The organism is Bradyrhizobium sp. CCGUVB23 (assembly GCF_024199885.1).
Classification (GTDB): domain Bacteria; phylum Pseudomonadota; class Alphaproteobacteria; order Rhizobiales; family Xanthobacteraceae; genus Bradyrhizobium.
In genome coordinates this window covers 7,769,385-7,790,535 of the sequence record NZ_JANADQ010000001.1, presented here as the reverse complement: position 1 = coordinate 7,790,535, position 21,151 = coordinate 7,769,385, and the positions used below count along the sequence as shown (strand labels likewise).

15 protein-coding genes and 1 pseudogene are annotated in these 21,151 nt (G+C 60.5%); 2 read left to right on the top strand and 14 right to left on the bottom strand.

Going from position 1 to position 21,151, the window contains the following annotated elements; translation table 11 throughout:
- Positions 1-63: 63 nt before the first annotated feature.
- The 13 genes from NLN62_RS36270 to NLN62_RS36210 all read right to left on the bottom strand — a co-directional run bounded on the left by NLN62_RS36270 (position 64) and on the right by NLN62_RS36210 (position 15,980).
- The gene (locus tag NLN62_RS36270; protein WP_027524122.1) at positions 64-816 is read right to left on the bottom strand and encodes an ABC transporter ATP-binding protein; all 753 of its coding nucleotides are present in this window, start codon (positions 814-816) and stop codon (positions 64-66) included.
- A complete protein-coding gene (locus tag NLN62_RS36265) occupies positions 810-1,877 on the bottom strand; it encodes an iron ABC transporter permease (RefSeq protein WP_254111977.1) in 1,068 nt (355 codons plus the stop codon). The genes NLN62_RS36270 and NLN62_RS36265 overlap by 7 nt, the downstream gene beginning before the upstream one ends.
- The gene (locus NLN62_RS36260) at positions 1,877-3,046 is read right to left on the bottom strand and encodes an ABC transporter substrate-binding protein (protein ID WP_254111976.1); all 1,170 of its coding nucleotides are present in this window, start codon (positions 3,044-3,046) and stop codon (positions 1,877-1,879) included. Before NLN62_RS36260 ends, NLN62_RS36265 begins: the two co-directional genes overlap by 1 nt.
- Positions 3,043-4,266, bottom strand: a complete 1,224-nt coding sequence (locus NLN62_RS36255) for an MFS transporter (RefSeq protein WP_254111975.1) — start codon at positions 4,264-4,266, stop codon at positions 3,043-3,045. The genes NLN62_RS36260 and NLN62_RS36255 overlap by 4 nt, the downstream gene beginning before the upstream one ends.
- The gene (locus NLN62_RS36250; protein ID WP_027524118.1) at positions 4,263-6,152 is read right to left on the bottom strand and encodes an IucA/IucC family siderophore biosynthesis protein; all 1,890 of its coding nucleotides are present in this window, start codon (positions 6,150-6,152) and stop codon (positions 4,263-4,265) included. Before NLN62_RS36250 ends, NLN62_RS36255 begins: the two co-directional genes overlap by 4 nt.
- Positions 6,152-7,291: an NAD/NADP octopine/nopaline dehydrogenase family protein gene (locus tag NLN62_RS36245; protein ID WP_027524117.1), complete on the bottom strand. Its 1,140-nt coding sequence runs from the start codon at positions 7,289-7,291 to the stop codon at positions 6,152-6,154. The genes NLN62_RS36250 and NLN62_RS36245 overlap by 1 nt, the downstream gene beginning before the upstream one ends.
- Positions 7,288-8,298 (bottom strand): PLP-dependent cysteine synthase family protein, encoded by a 1,011-nt coding sequence (locus tag NLN62_RS36240; RefSeq protein ID WP_027524116.1) that lies wholly within the window; start codon positions 8,296-8,298, stop codon positions 7,288-7,290. Before NLN62_RS36240 ends, NLN62_RS36245 begins: the two co-directional genes overlap by 4 nt.
- Positions 8,280-9,671, bottom strand: coding sequence for a Y4yA family PLP-dependent enzyme (locus tag NLN62_RS36235; RefSeq protein WP_027524115.1), 1,392 nt, complete (start codon positions 9,669-9,671; stop codon positions 8,280-8,282). The genes NLN62_RS36240 and NLN62_RS36235 overlap by 19 nt, the downstream gene beginning before the upstream one ends.
- A complete protein-coding gene (locus NLN62_RS36230; RefSeq protein WP_035662900.1) occupies positions 9,668-10,099 on the bottom strand; it encodes a ParB N-terminal domain-containing protein in 432 nt (143 codons plus the stop codon). Before NLN62_RS36230 ends, NLN62_RS36235 begins: the two co-directional genes overlap by 4 nt.
- A 69-nt stretch (positions 10,100-10,168) precedes the next feature.
- A complete protein-coding gene (locus NLN62_RS36225; protein WP_371260496.1) occupies positions 10,169-12,442 on the bottom strand; it encodes a TonB-dependent receptor in 2,274 nt (757 codons plus the stop codon).
- 565 nt (positions 12,443-13,007) lie between these two features.
- Positions 13,008-14,606 carry an FAD-binding oxidoreductase gene (locus NLN62_RS36220; protein WP_027524113.1) on the bottom strand — a complete coding sequence of 533 codons (1,599 nt, stop codon included), beginning with the start codon at positions 14,604-14,606 and terminating at the stop codon, positions 13,008-13,010.
- 290 nt (positions 14,607-14,896) lie between these two features.
- Positions 14,897-15,220: an antibiotic biosynthesis monooxygenase gene (locus tag NLN62_RS36215; RefSeq protein ID WP_051389817.1), complete on the bottom strand. Its 324-nt coding sequence runs from the start codon at positions 15,218-15,220 to the stop codon at positions 14,897-14,899.
- A 433-nt stretch (positions 15,221-15,653) separates the two neighbouring features.
- Positions 15,654-15,980, bottom strand: a complete 327-nt coding sequence (locus NLN62_RS36210; protein WP_027524112.1) for a hypothetical protein — start codon at positions 15,978-15,980, stop codon at positions 15,654-15,656.
- Between NLN62_RS36210 and NLN62_RS53710 the strand changes: the two are divergent.
- Positions 15,885-16,091: pseudogene (locus NLN62_RS53710) on the top strand (tetratricopeptide repeat protein); the annotation flags it as partial. The gene NLN62_RS36210 and the pseudogene NLN62_RS53710 sit on opposite strands and share 96 nt — an antisense overlap.
- A 609-nt stretch (positions 16,092-16,700) precedes the next feature.
- Complete coding sequence (locus NLN62_RS36205) at positions 16,701-20,171, top strand: tetratricopeptide repeat protein (RefSeq protein WP_254111974.1); 3,471 nt, start codon at positions 16,701-16,703, stop codon at positions 20,169-20,171.
- 499 nt (positions 20,172-20,670) lie between these two features.
- On the opposite strand, the gene NLN62_RS36200 is transcribed toward NLN62_RS36205, so the two are convergent.
- Positions 20,671-20,835, bottom strand: a complete 165-nt coding sequence (locus NLN62_RS36200; protein ID WP_156944420.1) for a hypothetical protein — start codon at positions 20,833-20,835, stop codon at positions 20,671-20,673.
- Between the last annotated feature and the right edge of the window lie 316 nt (positions 20,836-21,151).

Sequence of the window (21,151 nt, the reverse complement as noted above, 5' to 3'; positions counted from 1 at the left end):
CCCAAGCGCCTTTCGCTAGCTTGGCAAAGATGGACTCCTGGCCGGCCCCTGACACGCGGAGCGTCAGATCGCGTCGTCGACGATCAAATGTGGCTTGCCCTGCGAGCAGGATTCGACACGGGCCCTAATGCGAAAGGTTGCGGCAAGGTTTTCCGGCGTCAGGACGCCGGCCGCCGTGCCGAAATCGTGCAACGTTCCATCAGAGAGGATAGCGACCTTGTCGGCGAATTTCAGTGCCAGGTCGAGATGGTGCAGCGCGATCAGCACGAGCATACCGCCGTCATGCGCAAGGCTGCGCACCTGCCGCATCGCTTCCAGCTGGCGGTGCATGTCCAGTGCGCTGGTCGGCTCGTCCAAGAGCAGCACCTGCGGTTCGCGCACGAGACATTGGGCAAGCCCGACGAGCTGGCGCTGTCCACCGCTCAGCTCGGAAAGGATCTCATTGGCAAGATCGCCGATATCGAGTGCTGCCAGCGCCTGGTCCACCGCCGCCAGATCAGACCTCTCCAGACGCCAGCCGCTAACCTGCTTGCGCGCAAGAAGGACGGATTCGAATACAGTCAGCACTGCGCTCGCCGATTGATCCTGAGGCATGTAGGCGATGGCGCGATCTGCATCGCGCACGCCTTCCAACCGGCACTCGCCGGGCCCCGGAAGAATGGTTGCCAGGCGCCGGAACAGCGTCGACTTGCCCGCAGCATTCGGTCCGATGACGGCTACCACCTCGCCGCCGTAGCAGGGTGGAAGCGTCACATCACGCAGGACCTGGCGTGATCCGAAGCGTGCGCCGAGGCGGTGCGTGCTCAGCACTACCATATGTCTTTTCCGCTTTTCAGGATCAGATAGAGGAAGATTGGCAACCCGATCGCTGAGGTGACGATGCCGATCGGCAGGACGGCGCCGGGCACCGCGATCTTGGCCAGGATGGAGCTGACCGACATGATCAGCGCGCCAGTCAGTGCGCTCGCGGGCAGCAGGAAGCGCTGGTCTTCACCGACCATCATGCGGGCGATGTGCGGACCTACGAGACCGATAAAACCGATCGTGCCGACAAACGCGACGGGGATTGCCGACAAGAGGGAAACAAGGATCAGAGTTTCGAGCCGAAGTCGCCGCACCGGAATGCCGAAGCTCGCCGCGCGCGCCTCGCCAAGACGCAAGGCGGTCAATTGCCACCTGCGGCGAAGAAAGACCGGCAAGGTCAGACCCACGACGAGCGCGGTGATGACAAGCTTGGGCCATGTCGCCTTGGTGAGGCTGCCCATGGTCCAGAAGACGATGGCCCCGACTGCCTGCTCGGCCGCGAAATACTGGGTGATAGCGAGCGCCGTATTGAAACTGAAAACCAGCGCTATGCCCAAAAGCACGATCATCTGGATCGAGGCTCCACGCCGCAGGCTGGCCAGATGGATCAGGAAGGCGGTTGCCATGGCCACGACGAAAGCATTGGCCGCAACGATGTAGTCGCCCGCCATAGGAACCAGCGCGACGCCGAAGGCAAGCGCCAGGGCAGCGCCGAAGCTTGCACCGGCGGAAATGCCCAGCGTGAATGGGCTCGCCAGCGGATTGTTCAGGATGGTCTGCATCTGAGCGCCGCCGATGGCAAGCGCCACGCCGACCACGACGCCCATGAGGGCCGCCGGCATGCGGATCGACCAAACAATGACGCGCGTCTGCGCATCCGCCTCTGCTGGCAGAACGAGGGCACGCACAACCTCTCCAAGCCCATAGCTTGCAGGTCCCGTCGAGAGGTCGCCGACCAATGCGATGCAAACCCCGGCCACCAGCATGAGGAGAACGATCCACCGTCTGGCGCCGAGCGCTTGATAGGCGTCGCGTCCGGCTAAAGACGGGGCTTCGGTGTGGACATCTGTCATCACTGGCTGTCCGAAAGGCTGACGCTATAGCCGGGGCGGAAGCCTATGGGCAGGAAGCGGCGATGGTATTCAGCAAATGTCGTATTGGGGTCCAGATCGGCAAACAGGTCGGGGTGGAACCACTTCGCCAATTGTTGGACGGCGACAAATTCATATGGGCTATTGTAGAACTGGTGCCAAATGCCGTGAAAATTTCGCGTCTTCTTCGCCGCGATACCGGTATAGGCGTCGCGAGCAACGAACCATTCGAGCTTCTTGCGGATTACGCGAGGATCTGCCCCTGGTCCCAACGGAATCCAGTGGCCGCCGGGCACATAGGCTTTCCAGTCGGCACTGGTAACCACCACATGTTCGGGATCTGCGACGATGACCTGTTCGGGACTGATCTGCCCGAAGGTCGACGGAATGATATCGCTGCCGATATTGTGGGCGCCGGCGAGTTCGACATATTTGCCGAAATTCTCCGCGCCGAAAGACAGGCAGCAATCCTGCGAGTAGCCACCGATCCGTTCGACGAACACATTGGGGCGTTTCGGTTGTTTGATGGCGAGGACGTTGGCAACCGCGGCCATGGCCTGGTGGCGGAACGCGATGATCTCCTCCGCACGCGCCTCGCGCCCCATGATTCTGCCCAGGAGCCGAATGGTCGGCTCGGTATTTTCCAGGGGACGATGGCGAAAATCGATATAAAGGACCGGTATGTTCAAGGCCGCGAGCTTCTCGATGTAGTTGGCGTCCTTGTTGGCCTCCATGGCTTCAAGGTTAAGCAGCACGACATCAGGCTTCTGAATGATCGCCGCTTCGATGTCGATCAGGCTGTCCTCCTGCCCCTTGAAGGAAGGTAGCTTCGCCAACTCGGGAAACACTTCGAGATACTGCGCGTAAGTGGCCGGATCGGCCGCAATCAGATCGCTGCGCCAGGCAATCACGTGAGCCAAGGGATTGTTCGGCTCCAGCGAGGCGATGAGATAAAGCTGCCGGCCTTCGCCCAGAAGCATGCGCTTGACCGGCGCGTTGATCGTTACCTCTCGGCCCGCGATATCAGTCAGGGTAAGCGGCGCCTGTGTCTGCGTCTGACCAGGCTCGCCGGCAAATGCCACCGTTGGAAGCAAAGCAAGCAGGACAAGAACCCTTGCCGCGGCTTGAAGCAGCGATCGATGTTCCGTCATGGTCGGCTTCCTTCGGCGTTCGCAGTGTTGAGCCAGATGCCGAGAGCCGACAAGAACGACAAGGCGTAAAGCGTGGCGACGAGCGGGAACGCGGCTTCAAGACCAAAGAGCTGCGTGACGCCGACGCCGGCGATGATGCCGCTCACAGAAGCAATCTGCTGGGAAGCTTGCGCCAGGCCCAGAACCGAACCTTGCCGATCATTCGACACGGCTACCGAAATGAGCGCGAGAAGGACCGGCGTCGTTCCCCCAAGAAGCGCGCCCCAGATAAAATACAGGAGTGCGAATACGGCAGCGGAGCCCGTGCTGCCTGCCAGTTGCGTAACCAAAGCACACGCGGCCGAAATGAGCACGTTCCCACCCAGCACATAGGATGGCGCGCGATTCTCGAAGAGTCGCGCCCATAAGGGCGCGGCCACGACAAAGCCGCATGCCAGCAGCCCATAAGTGAGGCCGGCGACCCAATGCCGGGCGCCAAATGCCTCGGTCATGTACAGTGAGAAAGGAACCTGCAGAACCATGCGGCTCGCGAGGAGCATCCCCATTAAGCCAAGAAGAGCTGCGATCGGAACACGGGTCGACGCTGCAGGTTTTGCGATAGCTGCGCCGCCGGGATTGCTGGCAACAGTTCCCAGCGCCGGTACAGGCAAGCTCGACCAGGCAACGACAGCGCACAGCGCACAAACTGCGCCGGCCGTCAGATTTACCGCGGCAAAGGGAAAACGGTCGAGAATGAGCCCGCCCAGGAAAGCTCCGCCCAGCGAGCCCACATTGGTGGCAATCTGAAGCCAGGCGAAGAGGCTCGCGCGATCCTTCCCGCCGGTGATCTGCACGCCATAGGCCTGTGCCGGGGCGATATAGCCGGCGCAGGCGCCCTGCAAAAAACGTAGCGCCACGATCGTCCAGACATCCTGCGCAGCAGCAACAAGCAGTTGCGTGACCGCCAGACCGCCAAGAGCGCGAACCATCATGAGCCGATTGCCGTAACGATCGCCGATTTTCCCCCAAAGGGCGCTGGTCAGTGACATGCCGATCATCGGGCCAACATAGACACCAACGCTTGCCAATCCGAAGACGTTATCGGAGGAGCTCAACACTTTGATTTGGATCGGCCAGAACGGGCCACTCATTTCCATTGCCCCCATGGATATGAATTGCAGGCCGAACAGCAAAACAAAAACGGGTCCGAAACCGCGAACCGCGACGGAAACATTGGTCATTCCGCTCCCGCCATTGGATTGGGCAGCTCGTGCTCGACGCGATAGTCGCGATAGCGCTCCAGATGCATCCGTAGCACCGAGCGGCTCGGCCAGGGTCTCTCGAGAAAGGCCTTGCGTTCCGCCTGCCAGAACGCGTCCGACAACGTGCGCGACCTGAGTGCATCGAAAACCACCTCGGTCTCCTCCCGCAAGATGCGCCAAAGGTTTGTGCCCGGCAGTGCATAATGTTCGTCGAGGCACAGTGCGACTTCATGAAGATGGCAAACGAAGCAGGCGTCGATGACGAACGAACGCACGAGACTGATATCGTCATCAAATGTGGTCGGTAAGATCCCCGTGCGAGTGAAGGGCTTGAGGTGATGCCCTCGCTCCCTGAGCAGCGGCGTAAAACTGCGGCCATCGCCGAAATCGCGGATCAGCAGCTTTCGCGGGCAGCCGGTTTCATCGAACAGGATCGTGCTGTTTTGCTGATGCGCCTCAAAGGCAATTCCATAAAGCAGATACATGGCGAGCGTCGGCCGGAGGACAGTCGCCACATAGGCACGGAAGAACGCAGATACCGCTGCTTCGCTTTCATCGCCGCCTCGCGCGATCAATTCGCAAATGAGCGGGCGGCCGTCGATGGGGCTTGCCGTCAAGAGTGACGCGACGGTGACCGGCAACAGCCCATCATTTCGCGCGAGAGCGTCCGAGTTGCGGTAGACGACCGAAAGAAAGCGGCCCGGATGCTCGTCGCCCGTTACGGGATGGTGCAGGATTGCACCCAGCTCTTCGGTAAAGATCTCCAACCTGTCAGAAATATCTCTCTCTTTCGACAGAATATCGGAGATCAGGGTGCTGAGACGCGGCCCCATGTGAATCGATTTGGCCTGCAGCGTGCGCTGTTCACTGGTCATCCAGATCGCCACCGGCAGTTTGATAAAGGGTCTCGGTTCCTGTGTATCCGGCAGCATTGTGCGGAACGACATTGACGGCAGCGTCACGACCTCTGGGCCATCAGGGTCGAAAACTCCGGAAGAAATTTCAGCCGCGAATTCACGGCGCAGGAAATTGTCGAGGTGCCAGATATGGACAGGCAGGGGCAGCCAGTCCTCGGGAGACTTTCCACGTTTGTTCAATCCTTCGGCCCAGTCGCGCCAGAACTCGGGGAAATTTTGAGCGAACCATTCCGAATAGCTGCCAACATGCGGCATCTTCTCCACATAGGACCATTCTCTGCGTAGCGCTGCGATTCGAACGCGCACGCGAGCACCGAACTCAGGCGACAAGGCCGTGACGTCCTCAGGCGACAGGTCGGGTTTGGCCTTCCACGTCGGATAGAAGGGGTGACCTTCCAACGCGCCCCATTGATCGAGAGTCATGGCCGCCAGATGCGGCGGCAGGCTCTTTGCCAGATATGCGAGGAATCCTCGCGCGCCTGCCGCGACGACCTTCCCTCGCAGTTCCTCGCTCCATTGCTCCCGGTGACGACGCGCCAGAACGTCGTTGCGCATGCTGTCCTCGACGTCGCGTATCAGGTGCTGGACGCCGTCCGACGCAGGCGGGATCGCCAAGGCGGGCGCGACCTCCCGGATGAGATCGGCGGGATCATCGATCCGGAATCGAGCGCCGGTCTCGTCCAGTACTTCGACAGAACCACGATTTTGCAATGTTCCGGCAGGCGCACGACGCAGATCGGCGAAATGCAGGACCCGCCGTGACTGCCAAAGCGGGAGCCATGCCTGGTTGCCGTCGCGCGACCACAATAATGCGTCCGGTACAAGAAGACGCTCGGCGAACAGGCAGCGGACCAACCGGTTGAGCGCATTGCGCGATGCCGCCAGCCAAAGCTGCGCAGCACGCGCCTGAGCTTCCGCATCTGCGGAAGAAGACATCCTCTGGGCCATTACGCTTCCTCCGGCCAATTGGCAGGCAAACAGGCCGGTGCGCCTTCGGTGAACCCGCCGTGGTAGTTGAGCGCCCAGTTGTAGGTTTTCGTGATAGCGGGAGTTGGCACTTCAAGCCGCGCGGCCAGTTCCACGAGCAGAGCCTGCCCGAAGGCAATGTCTTCGTGGAAAGCGCGGCTTGCGCGATCGATGACAAGGCCGGGCCCCTCCGGGTTTGTAACGAGTGGAGCGTGAATGCCCGCATAAGCACGGTTGGTTCGCAACAGCGTGTGCATAGTCCGGTTGTCCCCGATCTGGCTACCGTACGCCTCGATCAATTCCTGTCGGAGCGGCTTCACCGAACTGAGATCAATGTCCAGGCGTGACTCGACCGCATGCCGGATTGCCTGGTTTTCCGCATCGCAGGCCTCCAGCAGTTCGGCACCGGCGCGCGGGCAATCGCTCCACCAGCAAAGGGGACGATCAAAGGGCTTGTTTTCCCAGGGAGCGCCGGGGCCGATCAAGGCATAGAGCACCGCGGGATGCATCAATGCATTGCCCGGCGTCAGCGTGATTTCCAGAAAGTCCTGCAGCAGGGTGACGGGGGCTTCATAAAGGCGATTCAGCATCGCCTGCAGCTTGGTACGGCTCGCTGAAGTCTCGCGGCGATGAAGCGCCGCGAAGAGCTGGGCCTTGGCGCCTCCCGTGCGCACCCGCTCGCCCGGGACCAGGTCAAAGGCGGTATGGGGCACGTCCTTCATGCCCCAGATCACCACATTGTCCGCACCGGAAAGGATTTTGGCTGCGAGCCAGTTGAAGCCGCAAAAGCCGGGAATTGCGCCGACATAGACACGCTTGTCCCGGGGGAGATGCCCCGCGAAGGAGTGTAGAAGCGCAGGCCGCGCTTGAGCCGGCTGCGTTATGATCACCATGTCCGTGTTGATGAGTGCCTCGCTCGGATCGGTGCCGACAAAGTCGGGCCGCCCGCTCAAGACGTGGCCGTCCGGCGCCTGGGCCTGCCAAACGCCGTCTCCGCTCGTCCACCGTTCGGCAACGGCAGCCGCTCCCGTCAGCACAGAGACGGTGATGCCTGGACGCTGCTTGAAGAGCACGGCATTCAAATGCCCCGTGCGCCCTGCACCGCAGATCGTCACCTTCATGCTGCGCGCGCCCTTCCCGTCAGCCAGGCATCGAGTTGTGTGCCGATTGTCGGATCCAACAAGCCGCGCTTGGCCATCCATTCATCGTCGAAAACCGAACCGAGATATTTCTCGCCGCCATCGGCAACGGGCGTGACGACCGTGCCGGACAGTTTGCCGGCCGCAATGAATTCCAGCGCCTTGTAGATGGTGCCCCCGGTCGAGCCCCCGACCAGAAGCCCGTGGCGCCGCGCGATAAAACGTGCCGTTTCGAAGGCTTGGGTGTCGGTGACCTGCACCCCTTCATCGATGCATCCATAGTCGAGCACCTTGCCGACTTCATCGCCGGCGGGCGTTCCTGTGCCCGACTGATAGTAGGGATGGCCGGGTTTGCCGAACACGATCGAGCCGGCTGGCTCCACAGCGATGGTCCGGACAGCAGGGTTAGCCCGCTTCAGACGCTGGGCGATACCGGTCATTGAACCGCCAGTGCCGACACAGCCGACAAAGGCGTCGATGCCGTCTGGAAGCTGTGTCAGGAGTTCGTCGACGAAACCGGCGTAGCCGTCCGGGTTTGCCGGATTGTCGGACTGGTTCATGAACAACGCATCGGGAAGCTGAGCACCGAGTTGGGCGGCCAGCCGTTGCCGCTCCACCACCGCAACCTCGTCCTCTCGATAGTCGCCTTCGACGTAACGAATTTCCGCACCCAGCGCACGCATCGTGCGGATCTTGTCCGGCGCGGCGTGATGATCGACAACGGCAATGAAGCGCAGGCCCAATTCCAAGGCGGCTATCGCCAGTCCGATCCCGGTGTTGCCAGACGACGATTCGACGATCGTACCACCCGGTACGAGCCGTCCGTCCTCGAGTGCCGCAAGCACCATGCTGCGCGCCATGCGGTCTTTCATGGAGCCGCCCGGATTGTTCTTTTCAAGCTTCAGCACAAGCGTGGCGCCGCTGTTGGGTACGGCAATCGGCATCACCGGCGTCTGGCCGATAAACTGGCTTACGGTCGTGCAAAGCATTGTGCCTCTCCTATCGTGTCGGGAACGAGCGTTAGCTGCCCTTCTGTGTCCTGAACCACGCAAAGACGGCTCGGCATCGGGTGGCGGTGGAATTCGTTCTCAAGCAGGTCCATCTGGTAACCGCCGGTGTTGGCATAAACCAGAAGATCTCCCGCTCGCGGAGCGATCGGAAAGGTGAGCCATCGATTGCTAAGGACGTCCTCGTCCAGGCAGCTATGGCCCGCCAGATAACCTCGGATCGGTTTTGTGGCGACCGGCGGCGTTATGGCTGGCACCAGGATTGGGTCGACGAGGAATTCGGAGCCGAACCAGGTTTCGCAAGCGCTGAAGCTGCTGCCTTCGACGAAGATGACGTGAGCATCACAGCCAATCGCTTTCACGCGCAACACCCGGAAGACGGAGATCGCGGCCTGGTCGGCCAGTGCTCGACCGGGCTCCATCCCCAGTACCAGCCCCTCTTGAACGAGATAATTCGCGATGCTGCGGCCATCGGCCATCGGTGCGCGCAGTAGGCTCCGTAGCCAGTCGGCTGCAGAAAGCGCTCCACCGTAAGGATAGAAGGAGCCCGGCACCTTCCCCGTGCGGTAGTCCTCAGGCATCTGCGACTCAAGATGCGCTTGATAGGCACATCGATCGACATATTGGATCGGCAGTCCGCCGCCAATGTCGATCATGCGCGGCGCAAAACCTTGTGCGCGGGATTCGTCGATCAGGCCGGCTGCTTCTCCAATCGCTTGCGCACGAGATTCCCAGCCATAGCCACTCAGATGGAAGTGCAGCCCGTCAAAGCGCAACCGGTTTTCACCAGCAATGCGCGCCAGACACTGCTGGATGGCCGCCGCCGGCATGCCAAACCGGTTCTGCGCATGGTTGGTGGGACGCAATCGCAGCAGCACCGCCTGAACCGGGCCCGCTAACGGAAGGCAGCGGATCAGATCCTCGAGCTCTTCCGGTGAATCCACCGATATGAGAGCATTGCAGTCAATAAGCTCTTTGTGGAACAGAGCCGTCTTCGCCGGGCCAGTCGCCACAAGTTGTGTGCCGTCGGCACCAAGCTGCCTGGCATCTCGAAACTCATAAAGGCTTGAGACGTCGATGCCCGCCCCTGCGCGCAACGCTGCAGACAACAGCCTGGGAGATTTGTTGACTTTCGCTCCGTAATAGATCGCGTGTGCGACACCGCTCTCGCGCAAGACATTTTTGAGTGCTGCGAGATTCGTCCGCAGCTCATCGGGCCAAATCAGATTGACCGGAGACCCATGTCGGGTAACCCAATCGATCAGCAGCGGGCCGTTGCCCACCAAGAGCTCCGCCGTGCCTGGCCGTAGAATCGGCAAGAGGCCCCCACCGGGCTTATGGCCATGCAAGGTCACGACCTCGCCCTTTCGGCATGGGCGACAACGCGTTCTGTCGGAGCCAGGTGGCGCAAGCTCTCCAACGACAGGTTGCAGCTCGGAAGGCTCTGATCAAAAATATGTCGCGTCGTCTTGCAGGGAAATTTTCGACCACTGCGCGCCATTGCGAGGATGCTCGCTGGCGTGATCGTCAGCCCCGGCCGCCAGCTCTCGACTCGTACTGCGCCGTAACCCAAGAGAACCACCGGCACGAACGGCAGCTGCAGACGGTGCGCGACCGTTAGCCGGTGATGACCGTCCATCACGCAGAGGACATCCCTTTCCGCCGTGATCGGAACAGTCCAGCAACCTGCGCTGAGGATCTGCGCCTGCAGCTCCGCTACTCTGTCGAGATCGACCTCTTCGGTCGGGATTAAGCATGTTGGCGAAAGGAGGCAAACTTGCATATCGACCAGCCTGATCCTTGTCAGCAGGATCGGTTCATAAAGCGCCCTACCCAGCGGCAGGAGCGGCGATTACATGTCGACGGTCATTGAGAGGAGATACGTGCGCGGTGCTCCCAGGAAAAATGTTCCGAATGAAGCCACGCCGGACCAATAGGTCGCGCCGGTCACATTCTGAACGTTCGCGCGGAAAACCGTCTTCCTGCCGTTGATCGCCGTCGTGTAGCGGGCGCCGAGATCGAGCCGCGTCCAATCCGGGATCGACTGCTTGTTCGCGCTATCGATGAACTGCTTGCCCGTGTAAATGACTGCGCCATTCAAAGTGAGCCCCCTCATCCACGGGAGATCCCATTCGGCTCCAACATTGGCCTGTACGTTGGGAACCCCGATTGGCGTGTTGCCAACATTTGCCGCAACGGCTGTCTTCGTAAGGGTGCCATCCAGCAACGAAACGCCCCCGAGGAGCCGAACATCAGGCATGAGTTCGCCATATACGTTGAACTCGAGCCCTCGGACTTGCTGTTCGGCGGTCGCCGCGAAACGCCCGGCGGACAACTCACCGCTCGCCTTCGATATCTCGAATGCGCTGAAGGTGGTTGCGAACCGGCCGAAGTCCACCTTGATGCCGGCCTCGTACTGCTTGGCGATGTACGGTGCAAGCACTTCGCCGAAATTGGAAGCGGTCTGGGGCGCAACGTCACCCCGACTTAGACCTTCAATGTAGTTCGCGTACAGAGAGACGTTGTCCCGCGGCCGGATGACGAGACCGACCACAGGCGTGGTCGCGCTCTTGTCGTACGACGACGTGAGAGTTCCGACATTGGAGAGATAGTTGTTCGCCTCGATGCCCTGGCGCCGCACACCCAAAGTCAACAGGACGCGTTCATCGAGCACGGACAGGGTGTCAGCAATCGAGAGCCCCGTGAGTTCACTGTCCGAAAGCCGAGGGCGCCCGCTGACCTCGTTTGCGAACTGAGTAGGCGCCACTGTCGGATTATAGATATTCGAGGCGACCAGAGTGCCATTGGTCAACCGCCGGTACAGTGCATCATGATAGACCGAGGCCTGGAAGGCGACGGCATGATGGATGAAGCCGGTATCGAAGCGGGCGCGGACGCCGCCGTCATATGTGGTTCGATCAATGCTGAGACCGAAGAATTGGGGCATCGAGGTCGTGTCACCGCTCGTGTTGACGATCGTCGGGAGACCAAAGAATCGCTCGACGTTGGTTCGCGATCCGCCGACGTCGGCGAACAGCGTCACTTGATCGCTTAGATCGTATTCGTTTCGCAGCAGGGCAGATTGATCGTTGATGCGCGACCATTCCCAGGGCTGCGTCACGTTCAGTCGACCATCCGGCGCCTTTGGCACTTGCAGGCCGGAAGCCATGAGAAAGGGACGTGACGGAGCGTCGAAGCGATCGGTCTGGGCGATGAGGTAGAGCCAAGATCTGAACCGTTCGCCCTTATAGTCGAGGGCCAGCGATCCGACGCCCGTCGCTTCAGATTGCCGATCAATGGGCGTATCGCCGTCGCGCAGGCTGCCGCTGGCCCGCACGCCCCATTCCTTGCTGTCGCCGTATCGCCTGGCAACATCCCAGTGACCACCGAACCGTGAGGCCGAGCCATAGTCCACGGCGAAGCGAGTCAAATCCTCTCCTGCGCGCTTTGGCACAACGTTGATGACGCCGCCGACGCCGCCATTGGGCGCAATGCCCGACAGCGCGGCTGAGGGACCCTTGAGCACCTCAATGCGCTCGACGTAGTCCGTGAAGATGCGGTAGCTCGGCGCGATCCCGTAGAGCCCCTCGAAGGCGAACTCACCGTTGTTGCCTTCGTTGACCGGGAAGCCACGAATGTAGAAGGAATCGAGCAGGCCACCTGTTGGATGGGTACTTCGCACGGAAGGATCCAGGATCAAGGCACCCGCAGCCGTCGTTGCCTGTTGATCACGGATGAACTTGTCCGTGTAGCTCGTCACGTTGAACGGCGCCTTCATCGTGTCGGTGTTGCCGAGCAGTCCGAGCCGCCCGCCTTGAGCGACCTGGCCGCCTGCAAAGGCGGGCACCACACCGGATTGCGATGGCTTCGGTTGCCCCTCGGGGTGCGGAGCACCAGCCACCGCAGCGCGGCGTGACGTTGACTGGACCCGGACAGCACTTCGCTTGGCTGGTGCGCGACGGACCGACTGCTGCGTCGGAGCGTCGACCGTAACGGGTGGAAGGGAGTTGGCGTCCTGCGCTGTTTGAGATCGAGCGGGCGATTCCAACCAGCCTAGCAACGCCACCCCACTTAGCAGTTTCGCACCGAAGCGAACTGCCACCCGAACTTCACCTGCACGTCGCATTTCCAGAAAGTCCCTCATTAGCAGCACGTCGCCACGCGAGCTGACGCCGCGCTCGGCCAGCACCGACCATGGACCGAAGATCCGCTCTCCGCGTCCGTGCCCGGCCGATACATGTAGCTCGTGAATCAACTCATCCGCAGACTCGAACTCCGGACTTGGTTGCCTTCCATCGATCTGCAACGTCCGATTGCTGCGTCTGCATCGCCTCTTTAGAGAGACGTTATCGTGACCGCAACGCAAATGCGCGCGCAGCGACTTAGAATGTCTCGATCATCGACGACTCGAGTCGTCACCATGTTTGGAAAACTTCCAAAGCTGCTTTGGAAGATTCCAAATCAGCGTTGTTGAAACTTTGGAAGGTCGACTCGCGTCAGCGGCCATGCTTTCCTAGACGCAGCAACGCTCTGGATCTCGTCATGGACTGACCGTTGCGCGTCACCATTTCGCTCCTGTCGCTCTCATTGCGACGCCGTGCCGCAGCACAAGACGTGCCAATCAAAGGGAACGTCATGAGCTCTCGCGGTGGTTCGATGGGCCGCCGACTTTGTGCTTCCGCCAATAGCGACTACGGATCAATCAGGACGCCCGGGTTGAGTATGCACTGCGGATCCAGTTCCCGCTTGGCTGCCCGCAATGCGGCTGCGAAAAGTTCCGGCCGTTGCCGGTCGTACCACGGCCTGTGATCGCGGCCGACGGCATGATGATGGGTGATTGTGCCACCTGCCGCGATCAGCGCGTCGCTTGCCGCGTTCTTGATGGCCTGCCACTGCTCGAGAAGTCCGCCGTGGCGACCAAGAGCATGGAAAGTGAAATAGGGTGCAGGCCCGTCCGGGTAGAGGTGGGTGAAACGGCAAGTGACTTCACCCTTGACGCCAGTTGCTTCAAGAATGGCGCGCTCGGTCGCCCCTTTGACGTTGTCGTGAAAGCCTTCGAACTGATCCCAGGTGATGGCAGTCTCGAACGTATCGTTGATAAGGCCTGCGGGCGCTAGAAATTCGCGCGCATAGGGCATCCGAATGAACGCGTTGCGCCAGATGCCCGCCGCACCTTCCAGATGCGCGCCGCTCGCCTTTGCCGGCTCCGGCGTTCCCCGATGGTCGGTGCAGCATTCCAGTGCGCGCGCCATCCAGGCGTCCATCGGATGATCGCCCGATTCGAACGCGAGCACCATGATGGCAACGCTCCCATCGGCTGCACCGGTGTTGAAGGCCTCCTGCGGGTCCAGGATCCGGCAATTTGATGGATAGAGGCCCGCTTGCGCGACTGCACGCACGGCGCGCGCGGCATCGAAGAACGACGGAAAACGAACGGATGCGCCGGCGCGGAATTTGGGACGGGGCTGCAATCGCATCCAGGCGCGCGAAATCACACCCAAAATTCCTTCCGAGCCAATGAACATGCGGTCGGGACTGGGACCCGCACCCGACCCGGGAAGCCGGCGCGTTTCGACCACACCAGCTGGCGTCACGACGCGCAGGCTTTCGACGAAATCGTCGATGTGAGTGTGAAGGCTGGCGAAATGGCCGCCCGATCGTGTCGCAATCCAGCCGCCGAGAGTCGAATATTCAAAGCTTTGCGGGAAGTGCCGCAACGTGAAGCCGTTGGGCTTGAGCTGCTTTTCCAAAGATGGGCCATAGGTGCCGGCTTCAATCAATGCCGCGCGAGATACCGGATCCACTTCGACGACTTTAGCGAGATTGCGCAGGTCGAGGGTAACGGCAGCTTTATGCTTGATGCCGTCAACGCGCGGCTCGACTCCGCCGCAGACACTGGATCCGCCCCCGAAAGGCGTCAGCGAAGCGCCGACAGAACCTGCCCAGTCCATCACGGCCGCAATCTCCGCCTCATTACGTGGATAGGCCACGACGTCGGGCGCACAATCGTAGTTGCCGAGCATCGCTCTGACATAATCCGGATATGACTTGCCATAGGTGTGCGCGGCGCGATCGTAGCGTTCCGCCGTGCAGAAGGGGGACAGCGAAGCAGGCGGCAGCACGCGCGGCTCCCGCAGGGAGAGGTCTTCAAGGCGCGGGACTGCGATCGTATCGAACTCGCCAGTTCCAAACTTCGCATGATAGCGGCCGAGAACAAACTTTCGCTCCTCTGCGCTCATGCCTTCTCCTTCGCGGCCCCACCCGTAATATTTCAGCCTTGCGTCATCCATGAGGGGTCCTCCCGGTTCTTTTCGAGAGTTTCTGAGATCGAAGAGAAACTTCTGAACCACGGGGCCGCTCAAGGCGACCTCGCTCGATCGCAACGATACGCTTCCAAGGCAGAACGTGAAAGAGCACGCCGATGACGAGGCTTCGTCTCAGCGTCGGGTCAAACCGCTGCCCGCACTACTTCAACAAATGCCGATTTGCCTAGGGTGCAAACTTGGGCCTGTGAACCGTCCCTACGCTCGAAAGCAATCGTCAAGCTTCCATGCAGGATCTCGATGCCAATGCAAAAAACTCAGCGGGCATCCAGAACTTGAACGACTTCATACAGATGGGGATCGATTTCGTCGGTCAGGTCATCAAACTTACCCCACGCCTTGCGAAAGTCCGGTGATTGGTGTGCGGACTGCAGGAGTTGGCGGTTTTGCCATTGGATGTAGTTGACGATGCGCCGGCCGTCGAGGCTTCGATGTAAGCTGATTGAGACAAAGCCCGGCTGGCGCGCCATGAATCGTGCTCGATCGGTCATCAGCGAGAGTGCCTCATCCTGCTTTCCCGGATCGGCTTCGACTACGGTGATCTGGGTAACGATCTGATTGCCTGTTTGAATATGGGTCATGAAACCCGTCCTTCTCAACTGGGCTCAGGTTCCCCTCTTGAGCTTCCTCCGCTTCCAGTGGTGCTCATTCGAAGGATTGAACTTCCGAACACGGTAACAGTTCAAATCGCGCATCATCGCAATCCATAGAGGACCATCGCATGCGGCCACGGGCATTGTTCGAGGAGCAGCAACGCATAGCTCGATCAGCTGGAGCCCATTGATAGGACGACCCGCGGCCCGTCTTCATCTCCCGCCAGAAGCGCGGCGGGCCGCGCCAGCTTCGCGCCAGCTTCGCACCATAAACGATCTCGATGGGATGCTACGGTCGCGCTCGGTGGACTCCACCAGCATTAGCTGAACGCGAACTGACGAAACGAGAAGGCAAGTGCGACGGACGCCCCCTTCCCGCATGACAGAGAGTCGGCGAGCAATCTGACGTTGTCCACCTTTTTCAGGTAAGCTTATGAATCGTCAAGAGCGCCGGGCCACGGCCAAACAATCCCAAAAGGTCGCTCCGCAAAATTTGGAGGCCGCGAAACGAAGTTTGGAGGCCGCGAAACAGGGCAAATTGCTGTTTGATCTCGGCCGGTATGCCGAAGCCCTGGAATGCTTCAACGAATTCGATAGGCTCAATCCAAATATCGCACCTCTGTATCAAACGCGCGGCCTTTGCCTCCAACGGTTGGGCCGGTTCGAGGAAGCGCAGGCCGACTTCGAGAGGTCCATTGCGCTGAACCCTTGCGAGGCTGAGACCCACAAGAACCTCAGCACGCTTCATTCGAGATTTGGCCGGATGGAGCAGGCATTAGCGAGCATCGATCGCGCGCTCGAACTTCGTCCGAATTTTTCCGCAGCGCTGAACGAAAAGGCACGGGCGTTGTGGAGCCTGCAATTGCTGGATGAAGCTTTTGCAGCCTTTCGCAAATCGCTGGCGGTCGACCCGCACAATGCGGACACGATCTGGAATCTCGCGCTGCTTCAGCTGCTGACCGGAGACTTTGAGCGGGGCTGGTTGGGACGCGAGGCCCGTTGGAAAGCATCGTCTCTCGGCCTCGCCGGTCGCGGCTTTCCCCAACCCCTTTGGCTTCGTGATCAGCCGCTCGAAGGCAAGACCATATTGCTTCATGCCGACGAGGGATTGGGCGATGCAATCCAGTTTGCGCGCTATGTGCCCATCGTGGCCGCGCTCGGGGCTCAAGTCATCCTGGAGGTCCAGCCTCCGATCCAGAAGCTCTTGGGTGGCATCACTGGAGTCGCAACATGTATCGACCGAACGTCTTCGACGTCGCTGTCGTTCGACCTGCACTGTCCTCTTGGAAGCCTGCCGCTGGCGTTCGGGACGCGGCTCGATACAATCCCGTTCGCGGATCCGTACCTTCCTGCGCCTCCGGCGGCGCGCGTGAAGGCCTGGGAAGACCGGCTTGGCCCCCGCAATCGCTTCCGCGTCGGTCTCGTCTGGTCGGGGAATCCGGATCACAAGAACGATCACAATCGATCGATGGCACTGCGCACGCTTGCGCCTCTCCTGGATTGCGACGTCCAGTTCGTCAGCCTGCAAAAAGGCGTCCGGGATCAGGATCAGGCCGTCCTCGGCGAACGTCCTGACATCGTCGACCTGACGGACCAGATCAAGGATTTCACCGACACAGCGGCGCTGGTTTCCTGTCTCGATCTGGTGATCTCGGTCGACACCAGCGTCGTTCACCTTGCCGGCGCGCTGGGCGTCCCCGTCTGGACGATGTTGCCTTTCAACCCGGATTGGCGCTGGCTGCTCAACCGCGACGACAGTCCGTGGTATTCGTCCATGAAGCTGTTCAGGCAACCAAAGAGAGGTGACTGGGCCAGCGTCGTGGATCGCGGTCGCCTTGAGCTGGAGGGCCTGGTTTCCGCACGGCGGTCGGAAGCACGGCAACACCAGAGCAAGGCGTTGTCGCCCAAACCAGAGGATGCGGTCCTCTCGAATGCCCTCGGCTATCAACACCGGCAACTCGGGCGCATGGACGAGGCTGTGCTGCATTTCCAGCGGGCGCTGAAACTCTATCCGCAATCTCTGGAGGCAGCGAACAATTGCGGCAAGCTGCTGCTTGATCTCGGCCGGCATGCGGAAGCCCTGGAATGCTTCAACGCAGCCGAGAAACTGAATCCAAATTCCGCAGTTCTGTATCAAATGCGCGGCGTTTGCCTCCAGGACGCGAACCGGATCGAGGAAGCGCAGGCCGACTACGAGAAGTCCATCGCACTGGACTCCAGCCTGGCGGAAACGCACAACAACCTCGGCTTGCTTCACTCGAGACTTGGCCGGACGGAGCAGGCACTGGCGAGCATCGATCGCGCGCTCGAACTTCGTCCGGATTTTGCCGCAGCGCTTTCCAACAAGGCATGGATATTGCTGGATCTGCAATTGCTGGATGAAGCCTTCGCGACGTTTCACAGATCCCTGACGATCGAACCAGACCGTGCGCCGACGATTTTCAATTTCGCGCTGCTTCAGCTGCTGACCGGAGACTTTGAGCGGGGCTGGTTGGGACGCGAAGCTCGTTGGAAAGCGTCGTCTCTGGGCCTCGCCGGTCACAGTTTTTCCCGCCCCCTTTGGCTTGGTGACCAGCCGATCGAAGGCAAGACCATATTGCTTCATGCTGACGAGGGATTGGGCGACTCGGTTCAGTTTGCGCGCTACGTGCCCATGGTGGCCGCGCTCGGGGCTCAAGTCATCCTGGAGGTCCAGCCTCCGATCCAGCGGCTCCTGGCTGGGGTGCCCGGCGTCGCAACGTGTACCGTCCGATCGTCTACAACGTCGCTGGCGTTCGACCTGCACTGTCCTCTTGGAAGCCTGCCGCTGGCGTTCGGGACGCGGCTCGATACGATCCCATTCGCTGAGCCGTACCTTCCTGCGCCTCCGGCGGGGTGCGTCAAGACGTGGGAAGACCGGCTTGAAGACCGGCTTGGCCCCCGCAATCGCTTCCGCGTCGGTCTCGTCTGGTCGGGGAATCCGGATCACAAGAACGATCACAATCGATCGATGGCACTGCACGCGCTTGCTCCTCTGCTGGATTGCGACGTCCAGTTCGTCAGCCTGCAAAAAGGCGTTCGGGATCAGGACCGGGCCTTCCTCGGCGAACGTCCTGATATCGTCGACCTGACGGAACAGCTCGCGGATTTCAGCGATACGGCGGCGCTGGTTTGCTGCCTCGATCTGGTGATCTCGGTCGACACCAGCGTCGTTCACCTTGCCGGCGCGATGGGCGCTCCTGTCTGGACGATGTTGCCTTTCAACCCGGATTGGCGCTGGCTGCTCAACCGCGACGACAGTCCGTGGTATCGATCAATGAGGCTCTTCAGGCAGCCAAAGCGAGGCGACTGGGCCAGCGTCGTGGACTGCGTTCGCCGCGAACTGGAGGAACTGGTTTCCGCATGGCGGCCGGACGCACGGCAGCACCAGAGCAAGGCGTTGTCCTCCATACCACAGGACGCGCTCCTCTCGAATTCCCTCGGCTATCAGCACTGGCAACTCGGGCGCATGGACGAGGCTGTGCTGCATTTCCAGCGGGCGCTGAAGCTCTATCCGCAATATCTGGAGGCAGCGATTAACTGCGGCAGGCTGCTGCTCGAACTCGGCCGGTATGTGGAAGCCCTGGAATGCTTCAACGCGGCCGAGAAACTGAATCCAAATTCCGCGGCTCTGTATCAAACACGCGGCATGTGCCTCCAGGAGGCGAACCGGCTCGAGGAAGCGGAGGCCGACTACAAGAAGTCCATTGCGCTCGACCCCGGCCTGGCGGAAACGCACAGCAACCTTGGCACACTCCAGTCGAAATTGGGCCGGACGGAGCAGGCACTAGCGAGCATCGATCGCGCGCTCGAACTTCGGCCGGATTTTACCGAAGCGCTTTCCAACAAGGCATGGATATTGTTGGAACTGCAATTGCTGGATGAAGCCTTCGCGACCCTCGACAGATCCCTGGCGATCGAACCAGACCGTGCGCTGACGATTTTCAATTTCGCGCTGCTTCAGCTGCTGACCGGAGATTTGGAGCGGGGCTGGCCGGGACGCGAGGCCCGTGCGTCTCTTGGCGCCATCACGCGCGGTTTTTCCAGCCCCGCCTGGCTTGGTGACCAGCCGATCGAAGGCAAGAGTATACTACTTTATTGCGACGAGGGATTGGGCGACTCAATCCAGTTCGCGCGCTATGTGCCCATGGTGGCCGCGCTCGGGGCTCGAGTCATCCTGGCGGTCCAGCCTCCAATCCAGAAGCTCTTGAGTGGTATCCCCGGAATCGCAACCTGTGTCGCCGACCTGTCCGGAACGTGGCTTGAGTTCGACCTGCACTGTGCTCTTGGAAGCCTGCCGCTGGCGTTCAGGACGCGGCTCGATACGATCCCGTTCGCGGAGCGGTACCTTCCTGCGTCCCCAGCGGCGCGCGTCAAGACGTGGGAAGACCGACTTGAAGACCGACTTGGCCCCCGCAATCGCTTCCGCGTCGGTCTTGTCTGGTCAGGGAATCCGGATCACAAGAACGATCACAACCGATCGATGGCACTGCGCACGCTTGCTCCTCTGCTGGATTGCGACGTCCAGTTCGTCAGCCTGCAAAAAGGCATCCGGGATCAGGACCGGGCCTTCCTAAGCGAACGTCCTGACATCATCGACCTGACGGACCAGATCAAGGATTTCACCGACACAGCGGCGCTGGTTTCCTGTCTCGATCTGGTGATCTCGGTCGACACCAGCGTCATTCACCTCACCGGCGCGCTGGGCATTCCCGTCTGGACGATGGTGCCATTCAGCCCGGATTGGCGCTGGATGCTCAACCGCGACGACAGCCCGTGGTATCAGTCAATGAGGCTCTTCAGGCAGCCAAAGAGAGGCGACTGGGCCAGCGTCGTGGCTCGCGTTCGCCTCGAGCTGGAGGGGCTGGTTTCCGCATGGTGGCCAAAGCAAGAGCCGACTTTGCTTCTACCCGCCGAGTGAAAATCGAACTGAGCCGAGTTGACCCGCCTGATCCGGCGAAATCGAGCGGCGGCGGTCGTCCGCCTGGCTCCCGAAGTATCCCGTTGCTCGCGACGTCGTTCGAATTTTGCATCTGTGCACCCGCTTTTTTCGTGCGACGAAGGCGTCATAGACTGAGTCGGGGGATCGGCAAGCGCCGAAATTTGCCGGAAAATTAACTCGTGATTCACCGACTCGGGCACCTGGGCCTAGCTGTTGTTTGCTCAAGTCGCAGTTGGCCCAGACGTTTGCGTTTGATCTTGAGAGCTTTCGCCGGTGCGGGGACCCTTCTCCGTCGAGAACGGTTCGAAGAACGCTTTCGCCTTTCGATGATTTGGCAAAGCGGCGGGCCTGTACGGACCGAAACTCGTGTAGTTGCGCACCGATTTCATCGCGAGCCGATCATAGACCGTCTCGTGAAGTTGCGCAGTGTCTGGCACGGCGCGGACCGCTTTCGACCAATGGAGCGCGGAAGGCGGCCCTACTCGTCTTTGGGGTCCTCGGAGCGCTTGAGAAGTTTCAGGGAGCGCCTGATTTGTTCCTTTGAGTGCTCCACCAGTTCACGCGTGTAATCGTTCCCCCGAGACAGCCGTTCAAGCATCGAGCCGACCTGGTGTTCAATCCGTTCTTTTTGCCTGTCAGTCATGGGCTTATCCCGCGTCCGACGAGCAATTAATGCACGTTCAAAATTCTGGTTCCTCGAATGGAGACTGCTAAATTATTCCGGACGGTCCCGAATGATCCGATACACCCGCTCGCGCTCCAACAGTTCCAGTTGCGCGGCCATGTGGTGCCATTGCTGAGCGGCTTGGATGTAGAAGTACCGAGTGATCGGGTTGGCCTTCTTGGCCAGTTCCGCGCACTTTATGGCTCTCGCTCGCATCTCTACGGCTTGCATGGGGGAATAATGTCCTAAGCGAGCCGGGGGCGCATTCAACTAGGTGAATTCTACGCTCAGGTGA

Coding starts and splice junctions, on each gene's coding strand:
- NLN62_RS36230 (WP_035662900.1), bottom strand. CDS start 10,099: ATGCAAGTTTGCCTCCTTTCGCCAACATGCTTAATCCCGACCGAAGAG.
- NLN62_RS36225 (WP_371260496.1), bottom strand. CDS start 12,442: ATGCGACGTGCAGGTGAAGTTCGGGTGGCAGTTCGCTTCGGTGCGAAA.
- NLN62_RS36200 (WP_156944420.1), bottom strand. CDS start 20,835: ATGACTGACAGGCAAAAAGAACGGATTGAACACCAGGTCGGCTCGATG.
- NLN62_RS36220 (WP_027524113.1), bottom strand. CDS start 14,606: ATGGATGACGCAAGGCTGAAATATTACGGGTGGGGCCGCGAAGGAGAA.
- NLN62_RS36215 (WP_051389817.1), bottom strand. CDS start 15,220: ATGACCCATATTCAAACAGGCAATCAGATCGTTACCCAGATCACCGTA.
- NLN62_RS36210 (WP_027524112.1), bottom strand. CDS start 15,980: ATGAAGCGTGCTGAGGTTCTTGTGGGTCTCAGCCTCGCAAGGGTTCAG.
- NLN62_RS36270 (WP_027524122.1), bottom strand. CDS start 816: ATGGTAGTGCTGAGCACGCACCGCCTCGGCGCACGCTTCGGATCACGC.
- NLN62_RS36265 (WP_254111977.1), bottom strand. CDS start 1,877: ATGACAGATGTCCACACCGAAGCCCCGTCTTTAGCCGGACGCGACGCC.
- NLN62_RS36245 (WP_027524117.1), bottom strand. CDS start 7,291: ATGAAGGTGACGATCTGCGGTGCAGGGCGCACGGGGCATTTGAATGCC.
- NLN62_RS36205 (WP_254111974.1), top strand. CDS start 16,701: ATGGCACTGCGCACGCTTGCGCCTCTCCTGGATTGCGACGTCCAGTTC.
- NLN62_RS36255 (WP_254111975.1), bottom strand. CDS start 4,266: ATGACCAATGTTTCCGTCGCGGTTCGCGGTTTCGGACCCGTTTTTGTT.
- NLN62_RS36240 (WP_027524116.1), bottom strand. CDS start 8,298: ATGCTTTGCACGACCGTAAGCCAGTTTATCGGCCAGACGCCGGTGATG.
- NLN62_RS36250 (WP_027524118.1), bottom strand. CDS start 6,152: ATGGCCCAGAGGATGTCTTCTTCCGCAGATGCGGAAGCTCAGGCGCGT.
- NLN62_RS36260 (WP_254111976.1), bottom strand. CDS start 3,046: ATGACGGAACATCGATCGCTGCTTCAAGCCGCGGCAAGGGTTCTTGTC.